The 23,808-nt window shown below is 61.4% G+C and carries 24 protein-coding genes and 1 pseudogene; 15 read left to right on the plus strand and 10 right to left on the minus strand.

The genetic code is table 11. The features are described 5' to 3' along the window. Nucleotides 1-441: 441 nt before the first annotated feature. Nucleotides 442-771, minus strand: coding sequence for a DHCW motif cupin fold protein (locus HBR94_RS25830; RefSeq protein WP_115128012.1), 330 nt, complete (start codon nt 769-771; stop codon nt 442-444). Nucleotides 772-906: 135 nt separating this feature from the next. On the opposite strand from HBR94_RS25830, the gene HBR94_RS25835 reads away from it, so the two are divergent. Next, nucleotides 907-1,401: an HIT family protein gene (locus HBR94_RS25835; protein WP_057438667.1), complete on the plus strand. Its 495-nt coding sequence runs from the start codon at nt 907-909 to the stop codon at nt 1,399-1,401. Here the strand turns inward: HBR94_RS25835 and HBR94_RS25840 are convergent. Next, nucleotides 1,382-1,852 (minus strand): GNAT family N-acetyltransferase, encoded by a 471-nt coding sequence (locus tag HBR94_RS25840; protein WP_169961172.1) that lies wholly within the window; start codon nt 1,850-1,852, stop codon nt 1,382-1,384. The genes HBR94_RS25835 and HBR94_RS25840 overlap by 20 nt on opposite strands. A gap of 192 nt (nt 1,853-2,044) precedes the next feature. Between HBR94_RS25840 and HBR94_RS25845 the strand changes: the two genes are divergently transcribed. Then, nucleotides 2,045-2,377, plus strand: coding sequence for a hypothetical protein (locus HBR94_RS25845; RefSeq protein WP_057438669.1), 333 nt, complete (start codon nt 2,045-2,047; stop codon nt 2,375-2,377). Here the strand turns inward: HBR94_RS25845 and HBR94_RS25850 are convergent. Then, the gene (locus HBR94_RS25850) at nt 2,370-3,983 is read right to left on the minus strand and encodes a hybrid sensor histidine kinase/response regulator (protein WP_057959862.1); all 1,614 of its coding nucleotides are present in this window, start codon (nt 3,981-3,983) and stop codon (nt 2,370-2,372) included. The genes HBR94_RS25845 and HBR94_RS25850 overlap by 8 nt on opposite strands. A 110-nt stretch (nt 3,984-4,093) precedes the next feature. Here HBR94_RS25850 and HBR94_RS25855 point away from each other — a divergent pair, with 110 nt between their 5' ends. The 4 genes and pseudogenes from HBR94_RS25855 to HBR94_RS25870 all read left to right on the plus strand — a co-directional run bounded on the left by HBR94_RS25855 (nt 4,094) and on the right by HBR94_RS25870 (nt 6,080). Beyond that, a complete protein-coding gene (locus HBR94_RS25855) occupies nt 4,094-4,696 on the plus strand; it encodes a response regulator transcription factor (RefSeq protein WP_057438671.1) in 603 nt (200 codons plus the stop codon). A gap of 28 nt (nt 4,697-4,724) precedes the next feature. Then, nucleotides 4,725-4,952, plus strand: a pseudogene (locus tag HBR94_RS25860) (ASCH domain-containing protein); the annotation flags it as partial. 117 nt (nt 4,953-5,069) lie between these two features. Then, nucleotides 5,070-5,507, plus strand: a complete 438-nt coding sequence (locus HBR94_RS25865) for a GNAT family N-acetyltransferase (protein WP_170045782.1) — start codon at nt 5,070-5,072, stop codon at nt 5,505-5,507. 81 nt (nt 5,508-5,588) lie between these two features. Then, nucleotides 5,589-6,080: a GNAT family N-acetyltransferase gene (locus HBR94_RS25870; protein WP_170045754.1), complete on the plus strand. Its 492-nt coding sequence runs from the start codon at nt 5,589-5,591 to the stop codon at nt 6,078-6,080. Nucleotides 6,081-6,094: 14 nt separating this feature from the next. On the opposite strand, the gene HBR94_RS25875 is transcribed toward HBR94_RS25870, so the two are convergent. The 3 genes from HBR94_RS25875 to HBR94_RS25885 form a co-directional block, all read right to left on the minus strand. Continuing rightward, nucleotides 6,095-7,306, minus strand: a complete 1,212-nt coding sequence (locus HBR94_RS25875; RefSeq protein WP_170045755.1) for a YgcG family protein — start codon at nt 7,304-7,306, stop codon at nt 6,095-6,097. A gap of 139 nt (nt 7,307-7,445) precedes the next feature. Further along, nucleotides 7,446-7,823, minus strand: a complete 378-nt coding sequence (locus HBR94_RS25880) for a type 1 fimbrial protein (RefSeq protein WP_057444725.1) — start codon at nt 7,821-7,823, stop codon at nt 7,446-7,448. Nucleotides 7,824-7,952: 129 nt separating this feature from the next. After that, nucleotides 7,953-9,518 carry a L,D-transpeptidase family protein gene (locus HBR94_RS25885; RefSeq protein WP_170045756.1) on the minus strand — a complete coding sequence of 522 codons (1,566 nt, stop codon included), beginning with the start codon at nt 9,516-9,518 and terminating at the stop codon, nt 7,953-7,955. 37 nt (nt 9,519-9,555) lie between these two features. Here HBR94_RS25885 and HBR94_RS25890 point away from each other — a divergent pair, with 37 nt between their 5' ends. From HBR94_RS25890 to HBR94_RS25900, 3 genes are read left to right on the plus strand one after another with little or no spacing between them, the layout of a single operon-like run. Continuing rightward, a complete protein-coding gene (locus HBR94_RS25890) occupies nt 9,556-10,254 on the plus strand; it encodes a murein L,D-transpeptidase catalytic domain family protein (RefSeq protein ID WP_057438675.1) in 699 nt (232 codons plus the stop codon). Nucleotides 10,255-10,298: 44 nt separating this feature from the next. Then, the gene (locus HBR94_RS25895) at nt 10,299-11,048 is read left to right on the plus strand and encodes a creatininase family protein (protein ID WP_057438676.1); all 750 of its coding nucleotides are present in this window, start codon (nt 10,299-10,301) and stop codon (nt 11,046-11,048) included. Between the two features lie 47 nt (nt 11,049-11,095). Further along, nucleotides 11,096-11,371 carry a hypothetical protein gene (locus HBR94_RS25900; RefSeq protein ID WP_057438677.1) on the plus strand — a complete coding sequence of 92 codons (276 nt, stop codon included), beginning with the start codon at nt 11,096-11,098 and terminating at the stop codon, nt 11,369-11,371. Here HBR94_RS25900 and yfcF read toward each other — a convergent pair. After that, the gene (gene yfcF / locus HBR94_RS25905) at nt 11,346-11,978 is read right to left on the minus strand and encodes a glutathione transferase (RefSeq protein ID WP_076964883.1); all 633 of its coding nucleotides are present in this window, start codon (nt 11,976-11,978) and stop codon (nt 11,346-11,348) included. The genes HBR94_RS25900 and yfcF overlap by 26 nt on opposite strands. Nucleotides 11,979-12,070: 92 nt before the next feature. Next, nucleotides 12,071-12,616, minus strand: coding sequence for a DUF924 family protein (locus HBR94_RS25910; protein WP_170045757.1), 546 nt, complete (start codon nt 12,614-12,616; stop codon nt 12,071-12,073). A gap of 134 nt (nt 12,617-12,750) precedes the next feature. Here HBR94_RS25910 and HBR94_RS25915 point away from each other — a divergent pair, with 134 nt between their 5' ends. After that, complete coding sequence (locus tag HBR94_RS25915; protein WP_170045758.1) at nt 12,751-13,914, plus strand: DUF1624 domain-containing protein; 1,164 nt, start codon at nt 12,751-12,753, stop codon at nt 13,912-13,914. A gap of 400 nt (nt 13,915-14,314) precedes the next feature. Here HBR94_RS25915 and metE read toward each other — a convergent pair whose 3' ends face one another. Continuing rightward, a complete protein-coding gene (metE, locus tag HBR94_RS25920) occupies nt 14,315-16,603 on the minus strand; it encodes a 5-methyltetrahydropteroyltriglutamate--homocysteine S-methyltransferase (protein ID WP_170045760.1) in 2,289 nt (762 codons plus the stop codon). 119 nt (nt 16,604-16,722) lie between these two features. Then, nucleotides 16,723-17,496: a M12 family metallopeptidase gene (locus HBR94_RS25925; RefSeq protein WP_162947720.1), complete on the minus strand. Its 774-nt coding sequence runs from the start codon at nt 17,494-17,496 to the stop codon at nt 16,723-16,725. 285 nt (nt 17,497-17,781) lie between these two features. Between HBR94_RS25925 and HBR94_RS25930 the strand changes: the two genes are divergently transcribed. From HBR94_RS25930 to HBR94_RS25950, 5 genes are all read left to right on the plus strand, one after another. After that, nucleotides 17,782-18,879 (plus strand): carboxynorspermidine decarboxylase, encoded by a 1,098-nt coding sequence (locus tag HBR94_RS25930; protein ID WP_057438683.1) that lies wholly within the window; start codon nt 17,782-17,784, stop codon nt 18,877-18,879. Between the two features lie 29 nt (nt 18,880-18,908). Next, entirely contained in the window at nt 18,909-20,153 is a 1,245-nt protein-coding gene (locus HBR94_RS25935; RefSeq protein ID WP_170045762.1) for a saccharopine dehydrogenase family protein, read from the plus strand. Nucleotides 20,154-21,783: 1,630 nt separating this feature from the next. Further along, a complete protein-coding gene (locus HBR94_RS25940; RefSeq protein WP_115127998.1) occupies nt 21,784-22,134 on the plus strand; it encodes a DUF6124 family protein in 351 nt (116 codons plus the stop codon). Between the two features lie 122 nt (nt 22,135-22,256). Further along, nucleotides 22,257-22,763, plus strand: coding sequence for a sigma-70 family RNA polymerase sigma factor (locus HBR94_RS25945; protein WP_057438686.1), 507 nt, complete (start codon nt 22,257-22,259; stop codon nt 22,761-22,763). Further along, nucleotides 22,760-23,719: a FecR family protein gene (locus HBR94_RS25950; RefSeq protein WP_170045764.1), complete on the plus strand. Its 960-nt coding sequence runs from the start codon at nt 22,760-22,762 to the stop codon at nt 23,717-23,719. Before HBR94_RS25945 ends, HBR94_RS25950 begins: the two co-directional genes overlap by 4 nt. Nucleotides 23,720-23,808 lie beyond the last annotated feature (89 nt).

Here is a 23,808-nt window from a genome sequence, read left to right on the forward strand (position 1 = left end):
TTGATCTTAGGCGCCCCGTTAAACCACGATGGCCGCAGGCAGGTATTGCGCAGTGGGCACCCCGGCATGGATGCCGGGGTAGCCGCGACACGGCCATGGATGGCCGATCGCGGCGGGCCCACGGAGCAATGCCTGACTGCGGGCATGCCGAGCCTAGGCGAGGCACCGAGTGGTGGGGCAAGAGCCCTTTGCTTACTTTGGGGCTCTTCCAAAGTGAGCCGCCGTAAGGGCGGAACCCTAAGTGGCCGTAACCGCAGCAACGGATATGTACACATACCCAGAAGAAGATACCTATGGCCACCGCGAGCAATCCAACTCCCACAGGGATCTTTGCCGAGCGCAGAGCTTTGTGCCACACCGCCCATCAAATACGGGAGTTGTGCCGAGACACCAAACTCTGAAAACCCCACGATGGATCCATCTCAGCCGATGGACGACTAATCAATCCACAATAAACAGCCTGGCCCCGGTGGCTGTGCTCGACCGGTGCCCGTCCCTGTCATTGCCCACCTGATAACTCATCCCCGCCGTCAGGGTGAACTGGCGGCCATCCTCCAGTTCGGTCTGCAACTCCCCCTCCAGGCACAACAACACATGCCCGCGCCAACACCAGTGGTCAGCCAGGTAGCCAGGGCTGTATTCCACCATGCGCACGCGGGTGGTGCCGAAATGGCAGGTGCGCCATAGGGCGCTGCCGGTTTCGCCAGGGTGCAACTCTGGTTCGACGGTCGACCAGTCGGTGGTGCCAAAAGGGGTAGCCAGTAGATCCATGATTGCCTCAGCGTTAAAGCAAAGAGCAGGACAGTACCCACAAGACCCGCCCGTCGAAAGACACAGATCGCGCCCATTTCTGGGATACAGGGGGTTGTCTTTGGTATCCTGCCGGCCCGACCCAGGTGCCCGGCCATGCACATTGCTCCGTCCCATATCCTCCACGAAACCGAACACTGGCTGCTCAACCATCACCTGGCCTCGGCCCTGCCCGGTTATTTGATGCTGGGGGCCAAGACGCCAATCAGCTCGCTGGCTGACCTGCCCGACGCGGCCCTGGCGGAAATGGGTGGCCTGCTGGCGAAAACCCAGCGGGTGATGGAAGTACAGCTCCAACCCAAGTGGCTATACATCAGCCGCTTTGGGCATATGCCCGGTTTCCCGCTGCATTTTCATTTGATCCCGGTCTATGACTGGGTCGAAACGCTGTTCTGGGAGGATGAGCGCTACCGGGTGCTGCAAGACTTCGGCACTGGCAGCGACGGGCAAGCGGCGACAGATGGGGCCGAACTCACCCTGTTTATCTGGCGCGAGTTCGGTGAGAACCCGACGCCACCCGCGACGGCCGGGCTCACGGTGCCGGGCGTGATCGAGCGGCTGCGGGCGGCGTTCAAACAGTCAGGCGCTTGACCATCGGGATACACGCCAGCTCCAGCCCCGAAGGCGAATGATAGATGGACTGTTCGCAGCCTTCATAACCACGGCTGCGATAGAACTGCGCGGCATTCAACGTCGCGTCCAGCACCACCTCCTCAATCCCCAACTCCAGCGCCACTTGCTCCAGGTGCTCAAGCATCTGCCGGCCAAAACCGCGTCCGATAGAACCGGGCAGCACAAACAGCGCTCCCACTTCCCGGTGCGCCGGGTCAAGCATGCCCGTGGCGACCGGCTCGCCATCGACGCAGCCCAGGTAAAACGGCTTGGCCATTAGCGCGGTATAGCCGTCCTCGGCCGCGCCACGGGTCCAGGTCAGCATCTGTTCGGCGGTGTAGGCGCCGATGCATTGGCTGCGGATCGCCTGACGGCGAATGTCGAAGGCGATGGGGCCATCGTCGTCGGTGGCGCGTCTGATTTGCAGCATGCGAATCTCCCTGAATTCACTCTGTTTGCCGTGACCTCAAGGTGCCATTAGCACACTTGTGCTAATCGACCCCGCAGGCCCCCGGCGCTATATTCCCTGGTACTCCAATGCTCCCCGCCAGCACGTCGAACCCGCCGTGCAAGGGATCGTTGTGCGTTGAAAACACTAAAACAACCCCAAGGAAGACATGCCATGAAACTGCACTCCCCTGTCGCCCGCCTTGCCCTGTTGGGCGCCCTGATGCTCGGTGTTGCCGGTTGCAGCAATATCAAGCCCACCGAAGACCACCTCAAGACCCTCTCGGAAACCAACCTCGGCGAACCGGTCAAGCGCGTCTCCAATGTCCGCAGCGACTCCATGACCACCTATTACATCGCCAGCACCGCCTCCGGTGACTACAACTGCTCCGTGCCCAGCGGTGCCAGCGGCGGGATGTTTGCAGTGGCCAGCTTTGGCATGATGAAACCCGCCGCCTACTGCCAACCCAAGGGCGCCCGGGGTAACGGGTTGACGCCGTTTAACTAGTAACCGGCCCCTGGCTGAGGTCGCGCAGGGTGCCCCGTAGTTCAGCGGGGCGCACTGGCTTGGACAAAATGGCGATCTGCCGGTCGTGCAGCGCCGCCTGGATCTTCTCCACCTCATGCCCGGTCAGAATCAGCGCCGGCACCGCCACGCCACGCTGTGCGCGCAACCGGTCGATGCACTCGATACCGGTGGCGTGGTTGCCCAGGTCATAGTCGGCGACGATAATGTCGCAATCGCTGACCAGGTTATGCCCGCTCGACTCCGCCTGCACCTGGCAGCCCCAACGCTCCAGCAATGCCTGGGTGGCCAGCAGCACGTTGTGGTCATCTTCCACCAGGCACACTTTCAAGCCGGTCAACAGCCCCGCCTGGCGTGCATCGTCGCGCACCGGGGGTTGATGGGGCGCGGTCGCCAGGTGCAACCCGCGCAGGCTGACGGACGTGCCATGGCCCACCCGGGAGCGCAGCACCACGTCCATGTCCATCAACTGCCCCAGACGCTTGACGATGGACAAGCCCAGGCCGACCCCTTCGACGTCCTTGTCGCGCAGGTGGCGGACGCGATAGAACTCCTCGAAGACCCGCGGCAGATGCTCCTCGGCAATCCCCCGGCCCTGGTCGTGAATCTCCACCCGCACCTCGCCGTCGCGCTGGCGCACGCCGATCAGTACCGGGCGCTGGCCGCCGTACTTGAAGCAATTGGAGAGCACGTTCTGCACCATCGTTGCCAACAGCGCCGGATCCACCCGCACCCAGTGGGCGCAGGGGCGCAGGCGCAGTTCTACGCCGGCCCAGCGTGCGGCTTCGGCGTTTTGCCGCAGCAGGTCGGCCAGCCACTCACCCAGGTGCACCACCTGGTATTTGGGCAGCAGCCGGCCGTTATCCAGGGTGTAGAGATCGAGAATGGAGCGGAACAACTGCGAGACGTTGAGCAGCGAACGGTCGATATTGTCCACCAGCCGCCGCTCCTCATCGCCCAACCGCGCTTCACGCAGGCACGCCGTAAACAGGCCGATGGAGTGGATGGGCTGGCGCAGATCATGGCTGGCCTGGGCGAGGAAGCGCGACTTTTCCAGGTTGGCGGCGGTGGCCTCTTCAGACGCCTTGCGCGTGCGCTCCAGCAGCAGGTGGGCGTAGACCGGGATCACCGTGCTGGTAATCATCAGCATCAGCACCATAAAGGGCTGCGCCTGCCACAACGGGGTCAGCCGATACACAATCAGCAGCGCCAGCAACGCCAGGCCCGTGGCAATCGCCAGGTAGCGCGAGCCATAGCGCATGCCATTGCCCAGGTTGACCCAGACCATCACCGCATACAGCGGCAATGCCGCCTCGCCGCCGACTACCAGGCCGAACGAGGTGCCGGTGTAGTCGTGGATCATCCCGAAAACCCGTCGCGCCGGGTAATGCCCGGGCCAGCGTGCAATCACCTGGCGCAGCACAACCGAGACCAGCAGAAACAGGCAGATGTAGATAATCACCGGCACATAGCGGTCCATCGACTGCCCCGGCAAAAAGCCCAGCAGGCTGATGTACACAATGGCGCAGACGGCCACCACAATACGCAGGTTGGCTTGATCCAGTTCGGCGTCTTTCACGAACTTCATGGGCAACGTCCTTGTACGGTCATCGTCTAAACTGTGCCCCCAGCAGGCAGGCGCTGAGCAGAGTGGTAAAGTAGCACGCCACACAACCTGGCCCCAGGGAGGAGCACACCATGACATGCCGGATCATCATCGCCGACGACCATCCCATGTTTCGCGAAGGCATGCTGCGCACCGTGCAACGCCTGCTGCCCGAGGCCCGCGTGGAGCAGGCCGGCGACCTGGATACAGTGCTGCACCTGCTCAAGAGCGGCAGCGAAGTCGACACCCTGATCCTCGATTTGCGCTTCCCCGGCCTGACCTGTATCAGCCAGTTGGGCGAGCTGCGCCAGCAACTGCGGCGCACCACGCTGATCGTGGTGTCGATGGTCGATGACCCGGGGTTGATCGAACAGGTGATGGCGCTGGGCGCCGATGGTTTTATCGGCAAGAACATCGCCCCCGAAGAAATCGGCCAGGCCCTGCTCGCCATCCGCCAGGGCGAGGTGCTGGTCAAGTTCGCCCCCTCGGGGCTGTTGCCCCTGGACACCAACACCCTGACCGCGCGCCAGCAGGAGGTGTTGCGACTGATCGCCCAAGGCAAGACCAACAAGGAAATCGCCAAGGCCCTGGATATTTCGCCGTTTACCGTACGCATCCATGTGTCGGGGTTGTTGAGAAGTCTGAACGTGCCATCGCGGGCAGCGGCGGCAGTGAAGTACAACACCCCTCTTTAGGAGCAGCACCATCAAAGCCCTCTCCATCGTGCGCCCCAGCGGCAGCCGCATCGCCGCAGGCGAAAAAACCCTGGAAATCCGCCGCTGGCAGCCACAACTGGAGCCGTCCCAGGACCTGCTGATTGTCGAGAACGGGCGCTTCCTGCATACCGATGGCGATGAAGATGAAACCGGCGTGGCCGTCGCCATCGTACGGGTAAAAGCAGTGCGTGCGTTCACCCCCGAGGACGTGCCAGCGGCCTGCGCCAGCTATTTCGAGGAAGGCTGGCTCGCCTGGGAACTGAGTGATGTACGGCCGCTCACCCGCCCCTTCACCGCCCTGGCGGCACGCGGGATCTACGACGTTGAATTCATGGATAACAGCGAGAACTGCATGAGCAGCCCTATCAGAGTCGCCACCCCGGCAGATATCGACGCCATCTTCGACATTCGCACCAGCGTCAGGGAAAACCACCTGTCCCACGAGCAGTTGGCAGAAATGGGCATCACCCCCGATGCCATCCAACAAGCCATGCAGCAAGCGCCCTGCGTCTGGGTCGCCGAGGTGCAAGGTGTAGCGGTCGGGTTTGCCATGGCCGATATCGACGACGGCTGTGTATTTGCCGCCTTCATCCGCCCCGAATTCGAAGGCCGCGGGCTGGGCCGCAAACTGATGGAGCAGGCCGAAGCCTTGTTGTTCCAGCACCATCGACAGATCTGGCTGGAAACCGCCCAAGCGAGCCGGGCCAGTGGGTTTTACCAGCGCCTGGGCTGGGTGGTGGTGGAGCAATTGGCGGACGGGGATATTAGGATGGAGAAGCACCGGCAATAAGCCCGCCGCTGGGATTTTCGCCAGCGCACCGACCCCGCTATCATGCAGCCCCTCGTTCAATCGCCCAGCCCAGGAATCCCCATGCCCGCCCTCACCTTGCGCAACGCCACGCCGGCAGACGCCGCCCGCTGCTACGAGATCGAAATCAGCGCCTATGAGGGCGATGAAGCCGCGACCCTGGAGAAGATCGCCACGCGTATCGCCCTGTACCCGCAAGGCTTCCTGATTCTGGAAGCGGACGGTCAGGTAGTGGGCTTTATCAACGGCGGTTGCGCCCATGATGTGGTGATGTCGGATGAGGCCTTCAAGGAGTTGGTGGGGCACTCAGCGGATGCGCCGAATGTAGTGATCATGTCGGTGGTGGTGGACCCGGCGCACCAGGGCAAGGGCTACGCCACGCAATTGATGACAGCCTTTGTGCAGCGCATGCGCGGGATGGGCAAACAGACCATCCACTTGATGTGCAAGGAGCAGCATGTGCCGCTGTACAAACGCATGGGTTACCAGTATGTGCAGCCCTCGGCGTCAGACCACGGCGGGATGGCTTGGCATGAAATGGTGATGACGCTCTGAGCCGGCACGGGGCCTCACCAGCTCCCTGAGGCCCCACCGCCGCCGCTGGAACCGCCGCCACCGGAAAACCCGCCACCGGAGCTTGAACTTGAGCTGGAGCTGGAGCTTGAACGGTCGCTGGAACCGGAGCTCGACCCGCCCGTGCCCTGACCATAAATGAACAACGCCGCGAACGAGCTGATGGGCCAGGCGAACAACCAGCCATCAAGCCCCATCTCCAGCATGTACCCCGCCGCGCCATAGACCCCCAGCACCATCACCGATTGCACGCAAAAACCCAGCCGACTGTGTTTCCAGGCGGCTTTCATCACCGCGAACAGGATCAGGTACAGGCCCAGCACCACCAGCGCGGCCAGCGGCCATGCCAGCCAGTTCATAAAGGACACTTCAGTCAGGTAGTGATCCACCAACCCCAGGCCGATGCTGTAGGCCATCAGCCCCACTACGCAATAAAACACCGCCTTGGCCTGCCATAACGCGCCGAACAGGGCCGCGCTGATCGACATACAAAACGGCAGCGCCAGCACATAGATCGGCCAGGCCTTGCCATTGATCGCGGCCAGTGCCGTCAGCAACACGGTCAGCACCAGGCCGGCAATCAGGCCGCGGCGCCAATGCAGCTTGCCCGAGGCCAGCAGCACCCCGCCGACGACCCCCAGAATCAGCGCCAGCAACACCGCAGTTTCATCCACTGTTTCCCGGGTCTGGTCTACGGCCGGCAAGTCCCCACCCTCGACCAGCACGGTCAGGGCGTCCACGGCGCGCTGCACACCGCCAGCGTAATCGCCCTGGCGAAACGCCGGGTTCAGTTGCTCCTCGATAATCCGGTGGCTCAACAGGTCCGTGACCACCCCCTCCAGGCCGTAACCGACTTCGATCCGCACAGTGCGGTCGTCCTTGACCACCAGCAGCAAAATACCGTCGTCGATGCCCTTGCGCCCCAATTTCCAGGCGCGAAACAGTTGGGTGGTGAATGTTTCGAGGTCAGCGTCGCCCGTAGTCGGCAGCAGCATCACGGCGATTTGCGCGCCTTTGCGTTGTTCGAGGTCTGCCAGTTGCTCAGTCAGACGCTGCTGGGTCGAGGTATCCAGGGTATGGGTCAGGTCGATCACCCGCTGGTTCAGCGGCACATTCTCCAATGCCGGAGGCGCCGTTTGCGCCACGGCCAGCGTGGTGAACACCATGACCAGCAGGCCCAAGACCGATTGCCGTATAAACTGCCCCATCGTTTGTTACCTGACGTTTCATCCTGAAGACGCCGACTTTACCTGATCAACCCGCGTTGAATCTCCAGGCTGACGCGAAAAGTTCGTGGCAACACGCCCCTGCGAGCCGGACCTTCGACATCGCGACAACGTCGTCGGGTCAGGGATAACTCAGCGTCACCAGGTAAGCCCCTGAACGCAACGGTTTGCCTGCCGCATCGCTCAAGTTGTATTGCCGATCGAAGTAACGACCATCGCGCGTTTCAGTCACCATCTTGACCTTGACCACCGAGTGGTCCAAGGCACTGACGGTACGCACCGGCTCGACACCCTGGGCGCTGACGTTGCTTGCGGGTACAAACTGCGGGCAACCACTCAGGGCCAATGTCGCCCCCGCCCCATCGCCCGTAGTGCATGTTGCCTCGACGATGCTGCCGCGGAAATGGATAACGCCGTGGCTCACGGGCGCCGCCTGGGCAGTGCCACTGACGAGCGCGAAAAACAGGCTGATACCGACTGCCAAATGTTGACTGCTCATATTGAACGCTCCTGGGTATGTACCCATCACGTCGGCAAGCTTGGTCGGTTTCTTGAGTGTTTGAGAAATGCCTGATGGTTAATTTTTCAAGGATGCCAACCGGGTCTCATATTGCGCCTCGCTGCGCACCTACAGGACCGCGCCCAGGGCCTTCAACAGCACGCCATCGCGGCCATAGATATCCGGCGCGTACAGCAACGCCCCCTGGCTATCCACCTGCACCGTCCAGTACCCCAGCAACACCGGGACCGGCGTGGCCAGGCGGAACTCATGGGTCAGCCCGGTCGCCAGCAATTCCTCGGTCCGCGCTTTTTCTGCCGGGTTCACCAGCAGATCGCGCAGCAGCATCGGCTGCTCCACCCGCACACACCCCGAGCTGAACGCCCGTGGCCCCTTGCTGAACAACGGTTGGCTGGGCGTATCGTGCAGGTACACGGAGAATGGATTGGGGAAGCGCATGACGATCTTGCCCAGCGGGTTGCGCGGGCCGGCGTCCTGGCGCAGGAGGATGTTGCCGGGGTGCGACCAGTCCACCTGCTCGGGCGACAGGGCGCGGCCTTCACTGTCGAGCACTTTGAGGTTCTGTTGGCGCAGGTACTCCGGGTTCAGGCGGATGGCCGGCAGTTTGTCCTCGCGCATGATGGTCGGCGGGATGGTCCAGGTAGGGTTGAGGGTCAAGCGTGTGATGCGCGACTTGAGCAGCGGCGTCTGCCGTTCGGCGCGGCCCACCTGCAGGCGGGTCTGCCACACGGGCACACCACCCTGGTAGACACTCAACTGGGCCGCCGCGACGTTGACCAGAATGCCGTCCGGCTCCAGGTCCTGGGCCAGCCAGCGAAAACGTTCGAGGTTGACCCGCAGTTGCTCGCGGCGCACCGCCGGGCTGACGTTAAGCTCGGCCACCGTGCCCGGGCCGATCACCCCGTCGGCTTGCAGCGAATGGCTGGCCTGGAAGCGCTTCACCGCCGCCACCAGCTCATTGCCGTATTGATTGCCCTTGGGCACGCTCGCCAACTGGCCGCCACTGACCAGGCGTCGGGCCAGGGCCGGCACCCGTGGGTCTTCGCCGCCGGGACGCAGCAATGGGCCGTCGGCAATCACACCCCACTGCGGCAAGGGTTGCAGGCGTTGGGTGGCATAGGCCGCGCGCAGGCTACGATACAGACCGGCTGCGGGCCGGGCCTGGTCGAACGCCGCCGGCATGTCCGCAAGCCCCGCGTTGGCCAGGGCCAGCACCGCAACGGCCGGATCCTCAGTTGGCGGCTGGGAATGCCACAGCGGCTCGTAATGGGCCTGCTGCAAACGGCCATAGTGCAAGTCATGCAGGGCTTGCAGGTAGTGCTGGCTGGTTGCGAAGTCGGTACACAGCACATTGCTGGTGGTTGCCACGTCGGGCAGCCGGTAGTGCGCCGGATCGAGGCCGTCGTCGGCCAGCAACAGCAACTGGCCCTGCAGGGCCGTTCGGCGATCGTCCACCGACCACAGGGCAGCATTGCCTTGTTGCTGGTAAAAAGCCTGCAGCCGCAGCTCGTCCGGTGTATCCAGTTGGGTCGCCAAATCGGGGCAAACACTCGACAACTGCCCAAGTGCCAGCTGTACTGGGTTTGGCGGCTCGACCGGCAGTTCATCGGCCATGGCGACCAATGGTGCTACGAGCAAGCAAAGGCTCAAGTAACATGCGTGTTTTTTGAACAATGGCTTAGCTCCAATCTACGGCGGAGATGCTTGATAAATGCTGAATATTTACTGCCGACTCGGCCTGATCGCCGCCACCCTGGGCGCGTTCTGTACGGGTGCCTTCGCAGAGAATGCCAAACCTCATACCTTGTATAACAGCCTGGCGCGCTCGGCTCCAGAACTCAATCCCACTGTACTTAAAAGTGCCCTCAGCGCGATGCAATGTGCTGTCAATAACGGCCAGGAACGCTCTGAACGCCTGGCCGTGATCGACTACTCGCAACCTTCGACCGCCCGTCGCCTGTGGATTTTCGATCTGCGGCAAAAAAAGCTGGTGCTACGCGACCTGGTAGCCCACGGGCAAAAATCCGGGGAAAACTTCGCCACCCAGTTCTCCAACAGCGAAGGCAGCCATCAATCCAGCCTCGGGTTGTTCCGCACCCAGGAAAGCTACCAGGGCACCCATGGCTACTCGCTGCGCATGGACGGCCTGGAGCCGGGGTTCAATGACCAGGCCCGCGACCGTGCCATCGTGATCCACGCCGCCGACTACGTCAGCCCCTTGTGGAGCAAGCGTGAAGGCCGCATCGGCCGCAGCCAGGGCTGCCCCGCCGTGCGTCCGCAGGTGGCGCGCCAGGTGGTGGACAAACTCAAGGATGGCCAGTTCATGTTTTCCTGGTACCCCGACCAGCGCTGGCTGAAATCCTCGCCCTACCTCAATTGCAAGCCGCGCCAGATCGCCAGCGCCGGTTGAGGTAGTATCTGGAAGGCCGAGCCTGACCAGAGAGAGAACCTCCAATGCTTTTGCACCAGTCAACGTGGATCGAGATAAGCCAATTTCTCGACCGTAGCCGCACCGTGGTGATTCCTATCGGTTCCAATGAACAACATGGCCCTACCGGCCTGTTGGGCACCGATTGGATGTGCCCGGAAATCATTGCCCATCACGCGCAAAAAGACGCCGATATCCTGGTCGGCCCGACCTTCAATATCGGCATGGCCCAGCATCACCTTGGGTTCCCCGGCACCATCTCCCTGCGCCCGTCGACGTTTATCGCCGCCATCGGTGACTGGACCCGCTCCCTGGCGGCCCACGGTTTTGAGAAGATCCTGTTTCTCAACGGCCACGGCGGCAATATCGCCACCATCGAAGCCGCCTTTTCCGAACTGTACGCCGAGGCCAGCTTCGCCCGTCGCCCTGCCGGCTTTGCCTTGAAGCTGTGCAACTGGTGGGACCTGGAAGGTGTTGGCGAACTGGCGCGCGCGCAGTTCCCGACGGGGCATGGCACCCATGCCACCCCTTCCGAGATTGCGATTACCCAATGGGCTTATCCGGACTTGATCAAGACCGCCGACTATTCACCACAGATCGCGTCTTCCGGCCCGATCCGCGAGGCCCAGGATTTCCGCGCCCGCCACCCGGATGGCCGGATGGGTTCCGACCCGGCCCTGGCAACGCCTGAGAAAGGCGCTGAACTGGTGGTGCTGGCCGCCAAGGGCCTGGTGTCCGCAGTGGAGGCTTTCAGCCGCGAAGCCATGCCAAATTGACGGTTGCGACACCGGCACACAATAAAATCTATAAGAAGGACCTCTCCATGAAACCCCATCAGAAGACCTTTGATCGCATCCGCAACGCCGTCCTGCCAGAGTATCGCGAGCGCGTTGCCGACTATTTGATCGAGTACGAAAACGTCCTGCAGGACCCGACTGCCGATGCCGATCAGGCCAGCGCCGCCGCCCAGCAGTTGCGCGGGTACATACGCGGCCTGAACACCACCCGGGTGCTCGGCATGGAAGACTGGGAAGACCTCGACCGCCGGGTCGCGCAGGAATGGCCGCTGGGCGCTACAACGCCGGACGTGCCTGGTTGACCCAGGCCTGTACCGATGGCCGCTGCCACTGACGCTGGGCATATGCCACCAACCGCGCGGGCACCGGATCGCCATTGAGGATCAGCCGGTTGAGCATCACGGCCAGGTCCACATCGGCAATCGACCATTGGCCAAACAGGTAGTCGTCGCCCTCGGCCAACCATTGCTGCGCCGCCGCAATCAGCTTGTCGGCCGCCACCTGGGCCTGGGTTGATAACGGGCCATACTGGACCCCGCAAAACACCACCAGTGTGGAGCGTTCCTGGCGGATCGCCAGCAGATCGCTGCGCAACCATGCCTGAATCTGCCGTGCCCGCGCACGTTGGCGCGGCTCCCTGGGATACACCGGCACCTGCGGGAACACATCCTCCAGGTACTCGGTAATCGCCGACGACTCTGACAAGGCAAACCCAGCCTGCTCCAGGGTCGGCACCCGCTGGGTCACGGACAGCCCGGTAAACACCGGAGACTGCTGCTCCAGCGCGTCAAGGTCGAGGGGGCGCACCTCGAACGGTAGGCCTTTTTCCCGCAGGGTCACAAACACCGACATTGCATACGGGCTGGTGAACAGGGCATCGACATACAAGCGCATCGGCAGGTCAGTCACGGTGGCATCTCCTTGGGTGAGCAGCCACGCTACGAGATGTGCAGCGATAAATACAATGTCGCTTTTTTATCGGCCCATTCCCGCGAGGAATACTAGCCAGAAAATCCGCCGCCCGTGAGGAACGCCTGCTCCTGCTCAGTCGTCACCCGGCCCAACGCCGCGTTGCGGTGCGGAAACCGACCGAATCGCTCGATGATCTCGGCGTGTTCCTTGGCCCAGTGATAGGTACTGGCGTCGAGCTGCTTGTTCAAGGCCAAAGACCGTTGTTGATCCTCAGGGCTTTCGGAATGTTCGAAAGGCAAATAGCAAAACGCCCGCAATGCCGGATCAATCAGCCGATCCATCCCGGCGTCGATCATACGTGCGGCATAAGCCCTGGCCAGTGGATCGGTCGCGAACATATGGGCAGTACCCCGGAAGGTGTTGCGCGGGTATTGATCGAGCAGGATCAGCAGCGCCAGCGCGCCTTCGGGCTCGTCCATCCAGTGTTCCAGTTCGCCCCTGGCTGCCTGGAAGTGCGCCTCGTGGAAGCGTGCGCTGAACTCGGCATCGAACTGTGGATCTTTCTTGAACCAGCGTGATGGGCCCGCCGCCGTCCAGAATTGCACGACAGCCTTGATATCAACGAGGACGCTCATAAGTCACTCCAGGGTGGTCAAAGTCTGCGCCCTACCCTAGCACCTGCAGGGCCCGATTCCGACTGAGAAATCCACAGCTGCCGACCAATGTTATAAGATAACCGCCCCTACATTCCCGCCGGCGACCCTGCACCATGACCGACGCTGTTCCCGCTGCCCGTTTACGCCAACGCCTGCTCTCCATCGACGCCCTGCGTGGCCTGGTGATCCTGTTCATGTTGCTCGACCACGTGCGTGAGACGTTCCTGCTGCACCGCCAGGTCAGCGACCCGATGAGCATCGACAGCACGGAGCCGGCGCTGTTTATCAGCCGCACCCTGGCCCACTTGTGTGCGCCGGTGTTTGTGTTGCTGACCGGCTTGTCGGCGTATCTGTACGGCGAAAAGTACCAAGGCCGTGGCGATGTTGCGGCGTTTCTGTTCAAGCGCGGGCTGTTCCTGGTGGTGCTGGAATTTACCCTGGTGAACTTCGCCTGGACCTTCCAACTGCCCCCCAGCGTGATCTATATGCAGGTGATCTGGGCCATCGGCGTGAGCATGATCGCCCTCGCCGCGCTGGTGTGGCTGCCCCGCCCGCTGCTGATCGGCCTGGCGCTGGTGATCATTGGCGGGCATAACCTGCTTGATGGCGTGCATTTCGCAGCGGGGTCGGCGTGGCATATTCCCTGGACGATCCTGCATGAGCGCAGCTGGATCGAGGTGAGCGACACCCTGCGCCTGCGCACGACCTACCCGGTGTTGCCGTGGATCGGGGTGATTGCCCTGGGTTACAGCCTCGGCCCGTGGTTTTCCGGGGCGATGCCGGCGGCGCGGCGTCAGCGGTATCTGTTGCTGGCGGGCATTTGCGCGCTGGTGGGCTTTGGGGTGTTGCGCACGATCAATGGTTACGGTGAGGCACCGTGGCACAGCCATGACAGCCCGGTGCAGACCTGGATGAGCTTCTTCAACATCACCAAGTATCCGCCGTCATTGCTGTTCCTGGCGCTGACCCTGGGCGTGGGGCTGCTGTTGCTGCTGGCCTTTGAACGCGCCGGGCAGCGGCGCTGGATCGACATACTGGCGGTGTTCGGCGCGGCGCCGATGTTCTTCTACTTGCTGCACCTGTATGTGCTGAAGGTGTTGTACGTGATGGGTGTGGCGCTGTTTGGCCTGAATCAGGGGACGCACTTTGGGTTCGACAGCGTGGGGGCGGTGTGGCTGGTGGCGTTGTTACTGCCGCTGGCGTTGTACCTGCCCGTGCGCTGGTTTGCCCTGCTGAAGGCCCGACGGCGGGATATAGCGTGGCTCAAATACCTCTGAGCACAAAGATCCACATGTGGGAACTGGCTTGCCTGGGATGGCGGTGGGTCAGTTGTCAGAAGTAGTGACTGGACTGCCGCTATCGCGGGCAAGCCCGCTCCCACAGGGGGTCTGCGTGTGGTAGAGAATTTGGGTACCGCCACAATTCAAATGTGGGAGCTGGCTTGCCTGCGATGGCGGTGGGTCAGTTGCCAGAAGTGGTGACTGGGCTGCCGCTATCACGGGCAAGCCAGCTCCCACAGGGGGGGCAGCGCGTGGCAGAGAGTTTTGGTGCCGCCGCAAATCAAATGTGGGAGCTGGCTTGCCTGCGATGGCGGTGGGTCAGTTGCCAGAAGTAGTCACTGGACTGCCGCTATCGCGGGCAAGCCCGCTCCCACAATGGGATTTGTGTCAGCCGCAGCTACGCCCATTCAGCGCGCAATTGCCGGGCAGCTGTAACCATGTGAATCAACGCCGCTTCCGTCTCCGGCCAGGCGCGGGTCTTCAGGCCGCAGTCGGGGTTGACCCATAGGCGCTCGGCCGGGATGCGCTGGGCGGCTTTGCGCAGCAGGTTGGCCATTTCCGAGGCGTCGGGCACCCGGGGTGAGTGGATGTCGTAGACCCCCGGGCCAATGTCGTTCGGGTAAGCGAAGGCTTCGAACGCGTCCAGCAGTTCCATGTCCGAACGGGAAGTCTCGATGGTGATCACGTCGGCATCCATCGCCGCGATGGACTCGATCACATCGTTGAATTCGCTGTAGCACATATGGGTATGGATCTGTGTTGCGTCACGCACACCCGAGGCGCACAGGCGGAACACTTCGGTGGCCCAGTCCAGGTAGTGCTGCCACTGGGCCCGGCGCAGGGGCAGGCCTTCACGGAACGCCGCTTCATCAATCTGTACGATCTTGATGCCCGCCGCTTCCAGGTCCACCACTTCGTCACGGATCGCCAGCGCCAGTTGCCGGGCCTGCACTTCGCGGCTCACGTCTTCGCGGGGGAATGACCACATCAGCATGGTCACCGGGCCGGTCAGCATGCCCTTCATGACCTTGTTGGTCAGGCCTTGGGCGTAGCGGATCCACTCCACGGTCATGGCTTTCGGGCGGCTCAGGTCGCCGAAGATTACCGCCGGTTTCACGCAGCGGGAGCCGTAGCTCTGCACCCAGCCAAAGCGGGTAAATACATAGCCGTCCAGCTGTTCGGCAAAGTACTCGACCATGTCGTTACGTTCGGCTTCACCGTGCACCAGCACGTCCAGGCCAAGGTTTTCCTGCACTTCAACGGCGTGCTTGATCTCGCTGTGCATCGCCTCGACATATTCGGCCTCGCTTAACTTGCCGGCCTTGAACGACTGGCGCGCCAGGCGGATCGACGCGGTCTGCGGGAACGAACCAATGGTGGTGGTCGGGAACAGCGGCAAGTCAAGGCCGGCGCGCTGCTGGGCGATGCGCTGGGCAAACCGCGACTGGCGCTGGCTGTCCTTGGCGGTGATAGCCGCCACGCGAGCTTGTACCGCCGGTTTGTGGATACGCGGCGAGGCCCCGCGGGCCGCTTGCACGGCGCGGCTTTGGGCCAAGGCAGCAAGCACGTTCGGCGCTTCGGGCTGGTTGATGGCCTGGGTCAGCACGGCGACTTCTTCACACTTTTGTACGGCGAAGGCCAGCCAGCTTTTCAGCTCGGCGTCGAGCTTGTCTTCACGCCCCAGATCCACCGGGCTGTGCAGCAGCGAACAGGACGGCGCAACCCACAGGCGATCACCCAGGCGTTCATGGGCGTGCTGCAAGGTAGCCAGGGCATTTTCCAGGTCGCAGCGCCAGACGTTCCGCCCGTTGACCACCCCCAAGGACAGCACCTTATAGGCCGGCAGACGGTCGAGAATCGTCGGGTACTGGTCAGGTGCACGCACCAGGTCAATGTGCAGGCCATCGACCGGCAAGTTGGCCGCCAGGCCGAGGTTTTCTTCGAGCCCGCCAAAGTAAGTGGCGACCAGTTTTTTCAGCGGGTCACGCTGGATCAGGTTGTAGGCGCGTTCAAACGCGTTTTTCCAGTCCTGGGGCAGATCCAGCACCAGGATCGGCTCGTCGATCTGCACCCATTCCACGCCCAGGTCCGCCAGGCGCTGGAAGATCTGCCCGTACAGCGGCAGCAGGCGGTCGAGCAGGTCGAGCTTGTCGAAGTCACCGCCCTTGGCCTTGCCCAGCCACAGGTACGTCAGCGGCCCGATCACCACCGGCTTGACGGTGTGCCCCAGGTCGCGGGCCTCCTGGACTTCTTCGAACAATTGGTCCCAGCCCAGGTGGAACTGCTGGTCCGCGCTGAATTCAGGCACCAGGTAGTGGTAGTTGGTGTCGAACCACTTGGTCATTTCCTGGGCGTGGGCACCGCCGCAGCAGCTGTCGCTGACGCCACGGGCCATGGCAAACAGGGTATTGAGGGTGGCATGCCCGTCAGCCGGGCGGAAACGCTCGGGGATCACACCAAACATCAGCGAGTGGGTCAGCACCTGGTCGTACCAGGCAAAATCCCCAGCCGGCAGCAACTCGATGCCGGCCTGTTTCTGCAAGTCCCAGTGGGTCTTCCGCAATTCACGGCCGACGGCGCGCAGACCGGCTTCGTCCAGCTCACCCTTCCAAAACGCTTCCTGCGCTTTTTTCAGTTCACGATCGCGTCCAATGCGCGGAAATCCAAGGGAATGAGCGACAGCCATGACAAAAACTCCAATGTGTTGGTATGGGAGCTATTGTCGGCAGCGGGTCATAATGAGACAAACTCATTTTACTGTAGATGATCACGAATCTCGCTCATGATCGGCCTACCCCAGGCTTTTTATGGAGACGGCTGAACGTGACGGAAGTCCCACCAACTGGCAGAAACTGGTTTTTTCTTGACCTCGGGTGGATAGAGCGAGCGGACAAAGTGGATATCACCCTCGGAGAGCTCATTGTTGTCCCCAATAGCATCTCCACTGTTGAGCCAGGATGAATTGAAACCATAATGCATGATGGATTTACGATCATAGTCAGATGACACAACATCGGAAACCAACGGCCCAAAATTCGCTTTTAGTTCTTTCTCCCCACCTTTATCCATGTAGGTTTTCTTGACTTCGGACCAATTGATATCCAAATCATTGTTTTCGTGCTGATGTTCATGTTGCAACCCCAAAACATGACCGAACTCATGCTGGATCGTACCGGCGTTATAAGCATTCGGCCCACCCTTGAGGCCGATGACCATTGTAGGTTTGTCGGGCGGTACATAGAGCGAGCGGGTACCCAAGTACGAATGCCCACCGGAAATATCGTTGTCTGCGGCAATCCGGATATCCCCGTCGGCGGCGTCAGTGAACTCAAAGTGCAGATTGACGTGAGGCGCCCATTTATTGATGTTGGCTTTGGTAAATTCTTCTTGCGCTTTACTCATGCCCATCAGGGAAATTCTTATGACTGAGTGTTGTGGCCATAACGCCGAAGCTGACGCCACCCCACGCTTTTGCCTGGAAGACGCAGCAACCTCCCCCTTGGCAGTTTGATCGGCGTTCTCGTTGGGCAGGTAGTCCGGTGGATAGACAGATGAGTGAGCGTTCAGTTGGACAGTCAAAGTCGTAGCTCCAGCAGCGATGTATTTCCCATTACGTCGTAATTCGGCGCTATAGGTTCCACTGGGGCCATGACAAGGGTTTACGCGTGACGATCAAGCGTGCGCCTGGCGACTAAACCACTGCCTCACCGCCTGGCCACACGGTTATGCACCCATTTGCTGACCAATACCTGAGTGGCCTGTAGGCCCAAGCCTGCAAATTCCGCTGACTAACCTTTCGATCCTGAGCAAGTGCGGGCACAATGCCTGTCCTTTTTTGGCAGGCTCCGCCGCAGGCTCTGAAAAATGATCAAAACCCCGTATTACCTCATCGACAAACAGAAGCTTCTGGTCAACATGCAGAAGATCGCCTACGTGCGCGAGCAGTCCGGCGCCAAGGCGCTGCTGGCGCTCAAGTGCTTTGCCACCTGGTCGGTGTTCGACCTGATGCAGGAATACATGGACGGCACCACGTCCTCTTCGCTGTACGAGCTCAAGCTCGGTCGCCAGAAGTTCGAAGGTGAAGCCCACGCCTATAGCGTGGCCTGGGCCGACGATGAGATCGAGGAGATGCTCGACAACTGCGACAAGATCATCTTCAACTCCATCAGCCAGCTGCAACGCTTTGCCGAGCGCAGCGAGGGCAAGACCCGCGGCCTGCGCGTCAACCCGCAAGTGAGCAGCTCCGACTACCTGCTGGCCGACCCGGCGCGCCCCTTCAGCCGTCTGGGCGAGTGGGATCCGGTGAAGATCGAAGGCGTGATCGAGCAGATCTCCGGCTTCATGTTCCACAACAACTGCGAGAACGGTGACTTCAACCTGTTCGACCAGATGCTGAACACCATCGAAGAACGTTTCGGCGCACTGCTGCACAAGGTCAACTGGGTCAGCCTCGGCGGCGGCATCCACTTTACCGGCGAAGGCTATGCCATCGACGCGTTCTGCCAGCGCCTCAAGGCGTTCTCGCAGAAGTACGACGTGCAGGTGTACCTGGAACCCGGCGAAGCGGCGATCACCAACAGCGCCTCCCTGGAAGTGACCGTGCTCGACACTCTGTACAACGGCAAAAACCTCGCCGTGGTCGACAGCTCCATCGAAGCCCACCTGCTGGACCTGCTGATCTATCGCCTCAATGCCAAACTGGCGCCAAGCGATGGCGAACACACCTACATGGTGTGCGGCAAGTCGTGCCTGGCCGGGGATATCTTCGGCGAATATCAATTTGATCAGCCGCTGGCCATCGGCGATCGACTGTCGTTCATCGACACGGCAGGCTACACCATGGTCAAGAAAAACTGGTTCAACGGCCTGAAAATGCCGTCCATCGTAGTGAAACAACTCGACGGTACAGTCGAAGTGGTTCGTGAATTTGGTTACGACGACTACCTGTCCAGCCTTTCGTAAAGCGGACAGATAAAGGAGAGATAAAGCAATTGAAAAAGAACGTTCTTATCATTGGTGCAGGAGGTGTCGCCAAGGTGGTGGCCCACAAGTGCGCGCAGCACAACGACGAACTCGGTCGTATTGCTATCGCGTCGCGCAACATCTCCAAATGCCAGGCCATCATCGACAGCGTCAAGGCCAAGGGTAGCCTCAAGGTACCCGCCCAGATCCAGGCCTTTGCCCTGAACGCCCTGGACGTGGAAGCGACCAAGGCACTGATCCGCGAAACCGAATCGCAGATCGTCATCAACGTCGGCTCCGCCTTCCTCAACATGTCGGTACTGCGTGCCTGCATCGATACCGGCGTGGCTTACCTCGACACCGCCATCCACGAAGAGCCGGGCAAGGTCTGCGAGACCCCGCCGTGGTACGGCAACTACGAGTGGAACCACCTGGAGGAATGCAAGCAGAAAAACATCACTGCGATCCTCGGTGTGGGTTTTGACCCAGGTGTGGTCAACGCCTATGCGGCGCTGGCGCAACAACAGCATTTTGACCGCATTGATTCGATCGACATTCTCGACGTCAATGCCGGCAGCCACGGCAAATATTTCGCCACCAATTTCGACCCGGAAATCAACTTCCGCGAATTCACCGGGCAGGTGTGGAGCTGGCAGAACAGCCAGTGGACCAGCAACACCATGTTCGAAGTAAAACGTACCGACGACCTGCCGGTAGTGGGTTCACAGAACCTGTACCTGACCGGCCACGATGAAGTGCACTCGTTGTCGAAAAACCTCGACGTGCCCAACGTGCGGTTCTGGATGAGCTTCGGCGAACACTACATCAATGTGTTCACCGTACTGAACAACCTCGGCCTGCTCTCCGAGAAACCGGTCACCACCGCCGAAGGCCTGGAAGTGGTGCCTTTGAAACTGGTCAAGGCCGTGCTGCCTGACCCGTCCTCGCTGGCACCGGGCTACACCGGCAAGACCTGCATCGGCGACCTGGTCAAGGGCACCAAGGATGGCGAGCCACGCGAGCTGTTCATCTACAACGTGGCCGACCACGAAGACGCCTTTGCCGAAACCGAAAGCCAGGGCATCTCCTACACCGCCGGCGTACCACCGGTAGCCGCTGCGCTGCTGGTGGCCCGTGGCGAGTGGGACGTGCAACGCATGGCCAACGTTGAAGAACTGCCAGCCGAGCCGTTCCTCAAGGCACTGGACGTGATGGGCCTGCCGACCCGTATCAAGGACGAAAAAGGCGACCGCGCCTGGGATGCTATCGCCTGATAGCGTCTTGATTGACGGATCGCTCCCACGTCCTGTGGGAGCGATCAAAAACATTGCCCGGATCGTTGCATGGGCGGATATCAATGTTGCCAGTGCCTAAGCTATCGCAGGCAAGCCAGCTCCCACAGGGTTTATCGGTGTTTGCGGGATCTGCGCACCTTAATGCTGGCGTCCTACAGCGAACACGTTATGCCAGCTGGCCCAAATTAATGTGGGAGCTGTCGAGCCCCAGCGAGGCTGCGATGGCGGCAGTATTGCTGGCATTGATGCTGGCTGACCTACCGCTATCGTAGCCTCGCTAAAGCTCGACAACTCCCACAGGGTTTATTGGTGTTTGTGGGATCTGCGCACCTTAACGCGGGCGTCCTACAGCGAACACGCAATGCCAGCTGGCCCAAATTAATGTGGGAGCTGTCGAGCCCCAGCGAGGCTGCGATGGCGGCGGTACTGCTGGCATTGATATTGGCTGACCCACCGCTATCGTAGCCTCGCTAAAGCTCGACAACTCCCACAGGGTTTATCGGTGTTTGTGGGATCTGCACACCTTAATGCTGGCGTCCTACAGTGAACACGCTATGCCATCTGCCCCAAATTAATGTGGGAGCTGTCGAGCCCCAGCGAGGCTGCGATGGCGGCGGTACTGCTGGCATTGATATTGGCTGACACACCGCTATCGTAGCCTCGCTAAAGCTCGACAACTCCCACAGGGTTTATCGGTGTTTGCAGGATCTGCGCACCTTAACGCGGGCGTCCTACAGCGAACACGCAATGCCATCTGGCCCAAATTAATGTGGGAGCTGTCGAGCCCCAGCGAGGCTGCGATGGCGGCGGTACTGCTGGCATTGATGCTGGCTGACCCACCGCTATCGTAGCCTCGCTAAAGCTCGACAACTCCCACAGGGTTTATCGGTGTTTGCAGGATCTGCGCACCTTAACGCGGGCGTCCTACAGCGAACACGCAATGCCATCTGGCCCAAATTAATGTGGGAGCTGTCGAGCCCCAGCGAGGCTGCGATGGCGGCAGTATTGCTGGCATTGATATTGGCTGACCCACCGCTATCGTAGCCTCGCTAAAGCTCGACAACTCCCACAGGGTTTATCGGTGTTTGTGGGATCTGCGCACCTTAATGCTGGCGTCCTACAGCGAACACGCAATGCCATCTGGCCCAAATTAATGTGGGAGCTGTCGAGCCCCAGCGAGGCTGCGATGGCGGCGGTACTGCTGGCATTGATATTGGTTGACCAACCGCTATCGTAGCCTCGCTAAAGCTCGACACCTCCCACAGGGTTTATCGGTGTTTGCAGGATCTGCGCACCTTAACGCGGGCGCACCAGATGCTTCCTACATCCGTTTCAGGTTGTCCCTCGGAAAGGTGCTGACTAACCTTCCCGTTGCCGCTGCCAAATCAGCGGCCGGATTTGACCGTCCGACCAAACCAGTACGCTACAGCACCCCAGACCTATTTCAGGCGTTTTTCTTATGTCTGATGTATCGTGTCGCGGCAGCTGTGCGCGGGATACCTTCGGGTATGCCGGAATCACTGGTTTCCGGTCGGTCAACCCGCGTACAGCTGCCACCCTACTCGTTTGACCGCGAACGGTGGCAGCTCCACCTACCAGGAGCTTCACCATGATCAAACACAGCCCCAACCCCCCACCCAGCTACGATGCCAGTCTTCTGCGCGATGCGGCGGATCGTGCGATCAACCACTATCTGCACCCCGAGCCCCCCACCCCAACCGCTCAACCCAGCGACCCGGCGTCAGCAGCATTATTTACCGTGCGCACCGACCTGGACGCCGAAACCCTGCTGATCAATGCCTCGCAAGACCTGGCGTCGATCAACGTGATCGCCACGCACCTGGCCTTTGAAGTCGACGGTACGCACCGCAGCGTGGCGCTGGGCCTTTGCCGGATGCTCGAAGGCGTGCAGCTGCTGGTCGACCAGGCGCTGGATGGCTGCGCACAACCGGCCCTGTAGAGCTGGAATGCCGTTTTATGTAGGAGCGAGCTCGCTCCTACAATTACCGGTTGTTGCACCCCCCCTCGCACAAAAGGTAGTATTGAGAACGATTCACAATACCACCCTGAGAAAGTCGACCCGTGCAGTCACCTCCAATCCGCAAGCTGGGCTTCTTTTTCAACGACCATCACCGTTGGCTGCTGCAACATATCCAGCATCGCGTGCGTAACCATGCCGATGCCGAAGACACCGCCGCCGATACCTTCTGCCAGATGCTCGCCGCCCGGGTCGACCCCGACAGCATCGAGCAACCCCGGGCCTATCTCTCGACCATTGCACGCCGGCTGATTTTTGATCGCTACCGCCGCAGCCGTCTGGAAACCGCCTACCTGGAGCGCCTGGCCGCTGCCCCCGAAGCCTTGGCGCCCTCCCCCGAAGACCAATTGCAACTGATCCAGGCCCTGGTGGCGATTGACCGTGCCCTCGACGGCTTGCCGCTGATCGTCAAGGCCACGTTCCTTTATAGCCAGCTGGACGGCATGAGCTACGTGGCGATTGCGCGCAAGTTGCAGTTGTCCGAGCGCACCGTCAGCCGCTACATGAAACAGGCCCTGCGCCAGTGCTACCTGGCCGAGCTGGCCCCGTGAGCAAGGCGCGCCTGGACCCGGTCAGCGAGCAGGCCATCGACTGGATGGTGCGCCTGCGCGCCGGCAAAACGGATGCGCGGATGCAGGAACGCTTCAATGCCTGGCTGGCCCTGGACCCGGCTCACGCCCAGGCCTGGGCCCGTTTGCAGGAGCGCCTGGGCGGCTCGTGGAACACCCTGCGCACCCTCGAAAAACGCCTGCCCGGTGAAGCGCGACAAGTGCTGTTGCAGCCCCATGGTTCGCGGCGTGACACGCTGCGCGCCATCGGCGGCCTGGGACTGCTGGGCGGCGGCCTATGGCTGGCGGCGCGCAGCCCGCTGGGCGAGAACCTGTTGGCCGACCTGCACACCGCGCGCGGCCAGCGCCAGACATTCACCCTGGCCGATGGCAGCCGCCTGAGCCTGAATGCGCAGAGCGCGGTGGATGTGCAATTCGACCCACACCAGCGCCTGATCATCCTGCGCCACGGCGAACTGGTGATTCAGGTGGCGGCCGATGCGCAACGGCCGCTGCGTGTGCGCACTGCCCAGGGCAGCATCCAGGCCCTCGGCACGCGCTTCCTGGTGAGCCAGGAGCCGCAGGCTACACGGCTGGTGGTGCTGGAACACTCGGTGCAGGCGACCCTGCGCAACGGCGTGCAGCGCACCGTGCTGGAGGGCCAAGCCGTAATGCTGCAGGCCGATCGGATCGAGCCGCTGGCCGGCAACCAAGGCTTCCGGGCCGACTGGCTCGCCGGGCACCTGAGTGTGCTGGACGACTCCCTGGAACAGGTGGTCAACGCCCTGCGCCCGTACAGCCGTGGTTTTGTGCGCGTCGATCCTCAGGTGCGCGACTTGCGCGTGCAGGGGGTGTTCCCCCTCAACGAGCCGCACCGCGCCTTCGGCGCCCTGGCCGAAACCCTGCCGATCCGGGTCGATCACTACAGCCCCTGGCTGACCCTGATTCGCGCCAAATAACCCGGGCAACATTTTTTATGCAAATAACTCTTATTTGTGTCCGGTTTTCATTTTTCGTCCCACCTATCTCCTGACACGTCCACACCTTC

The organism is Pseudomonas sp. WS 5412, from assembly GCF_012985615.1.
GTDB lineage: Bacteria > Pseudomonadota > Gammaproteobacteria > Pseudomonadales > Pseudomonadaceae > Aquipseudomonas > Aquipseudomonas shahriarae.

Excerpts from the sequence above, each read along its gene's own strand:
- HBR94_RS25830 (WP_115128012.1), bottom strand. The coding sequence starts at position 771 with ATGGATCTACTGGCTACCCCTTTTGGCACCACCGACTGGTCGACCGTC.
- HBR94_RS25835 (WP_057438667.1), top strand. The coding sequence starts at position 907 with ATGCACATTGCTCCGTCCCATATCCTCCACGAAACCGAACACTGGCTG.
- HBR94_RS25840 (WP_169961172.1), bottom strand. The coding sequence starts at position 1,852 with ATGCTGCAAATCAGACGCGCCACCGACGACGATGGCCCCATCGCCTTC.
- HBR94_RS25845 (WP_057438669.1), top strand. The coding sequence starts at position 2,045 with ATGAAACTGCACTCCCCTGTCGCCCGCCTTGCCCTGTTGGGCGCCCTG.
- HBR94_RS25850 (WP_057959862.1), bottom strand. The coding sequence starts at position 3,983 with ATGAAGTTCGTGAAAGACGCCGAACTGGATCAAGCCAACCTGCGTATT.
- HBR94_RS25855 (WP_057438671.1), top strand. The coding sequence starts at position 4,094 with ATGACATGCCGGATCATCATCGCCGACGACCATCCCATGTTTCGCGAA.
- HBR94_RS25865 (WP_170045782.1), top strand. The coding sequence starts at position 5,070 with ATGAGCAGCCCTATCAGAGTCGCCACCCCGGCAGATATCGACGCCATC.
- HBR94_RS25870 (WP_170045754.1), top strand. The coding sequence starts at position 5,589 with ATGCCCGCCCTCACCTTGCGCAACGCCACGCCGGCAGACGCCGCCCGC.
- HBR94_RS25875 (WP_170045755.1), bottom strand. The coding sequence starts at position 7,306 with ATGGGGCAGTTTATACGGCAATCGGTCTTGGGCCTGCTGGTCATGGTG.
- HBR94_RS25880 (WP_057444725.1), bottom strand. The coding sequence starts at position 7,823 with ATGAGCAGTCAACATTTGGCAGTCGGTATCAGCCTGTTTTTCGCGCTC.
- HBR94_RS25890 (WP_057438675.1), top strand. The coding sequence starts at position 9,556 with ATGCTGAATATTTACTGCCGACTCGGCCTGATCGCCGCCACCCTGGGC.
- HBR94_RS25895 (WP_057438676.1), top strand. The coding sequence starts at position 10,299 with ATGCTTTTGCACCAGTCAACGTGGATCGAGATAAGCCAATTTCTCGAC.
- HBR94_RS25900 (WP_057438677.1), top strand. The coding sequence starts at position 11,096 with ATGAAACCCCATCAGAAGACCTTTGATCGCATCCGCAACGCCGTCCTG.
- HBR94_RS25910 (WP_170045757.1), bottom strand. The coding sequence starts at position 12,616 with ATGAGCGTCCTCGTTGATATCAAGGCTGTCGTGCAATTCTGGACGGCG.
- HBR94_RS25915 (WP_170045758.1), top strand. The coding sequence starts at position 12,751 with ATGACCGACGCTGTTCCCGCTGCCCGTTTACGCCAACGCCTGCTCTCC.
- metE (WP_170045760.1), bottom strand. The coding sequence starts at position 16,603 with ATGGCTGTCGCTCATTCCCTTGGATTTCCGCGCATTGGACGCGATCGT.
- HBR94_RS25930 (WP_057438683.1), top strand. The coding sequence starts at position 17,782 with ATGATCAAAACCCCGTATTACCTCATCGACAAACAGAAGCTTCTGGTC.
- HBR94_RS25940 (WP_115127998.1), top strand. The coding sequence starts at position 21,784 with ATGATCAAACACAGCCCCAACCCCCCACCCAGCTACGATGCCAGTCTT.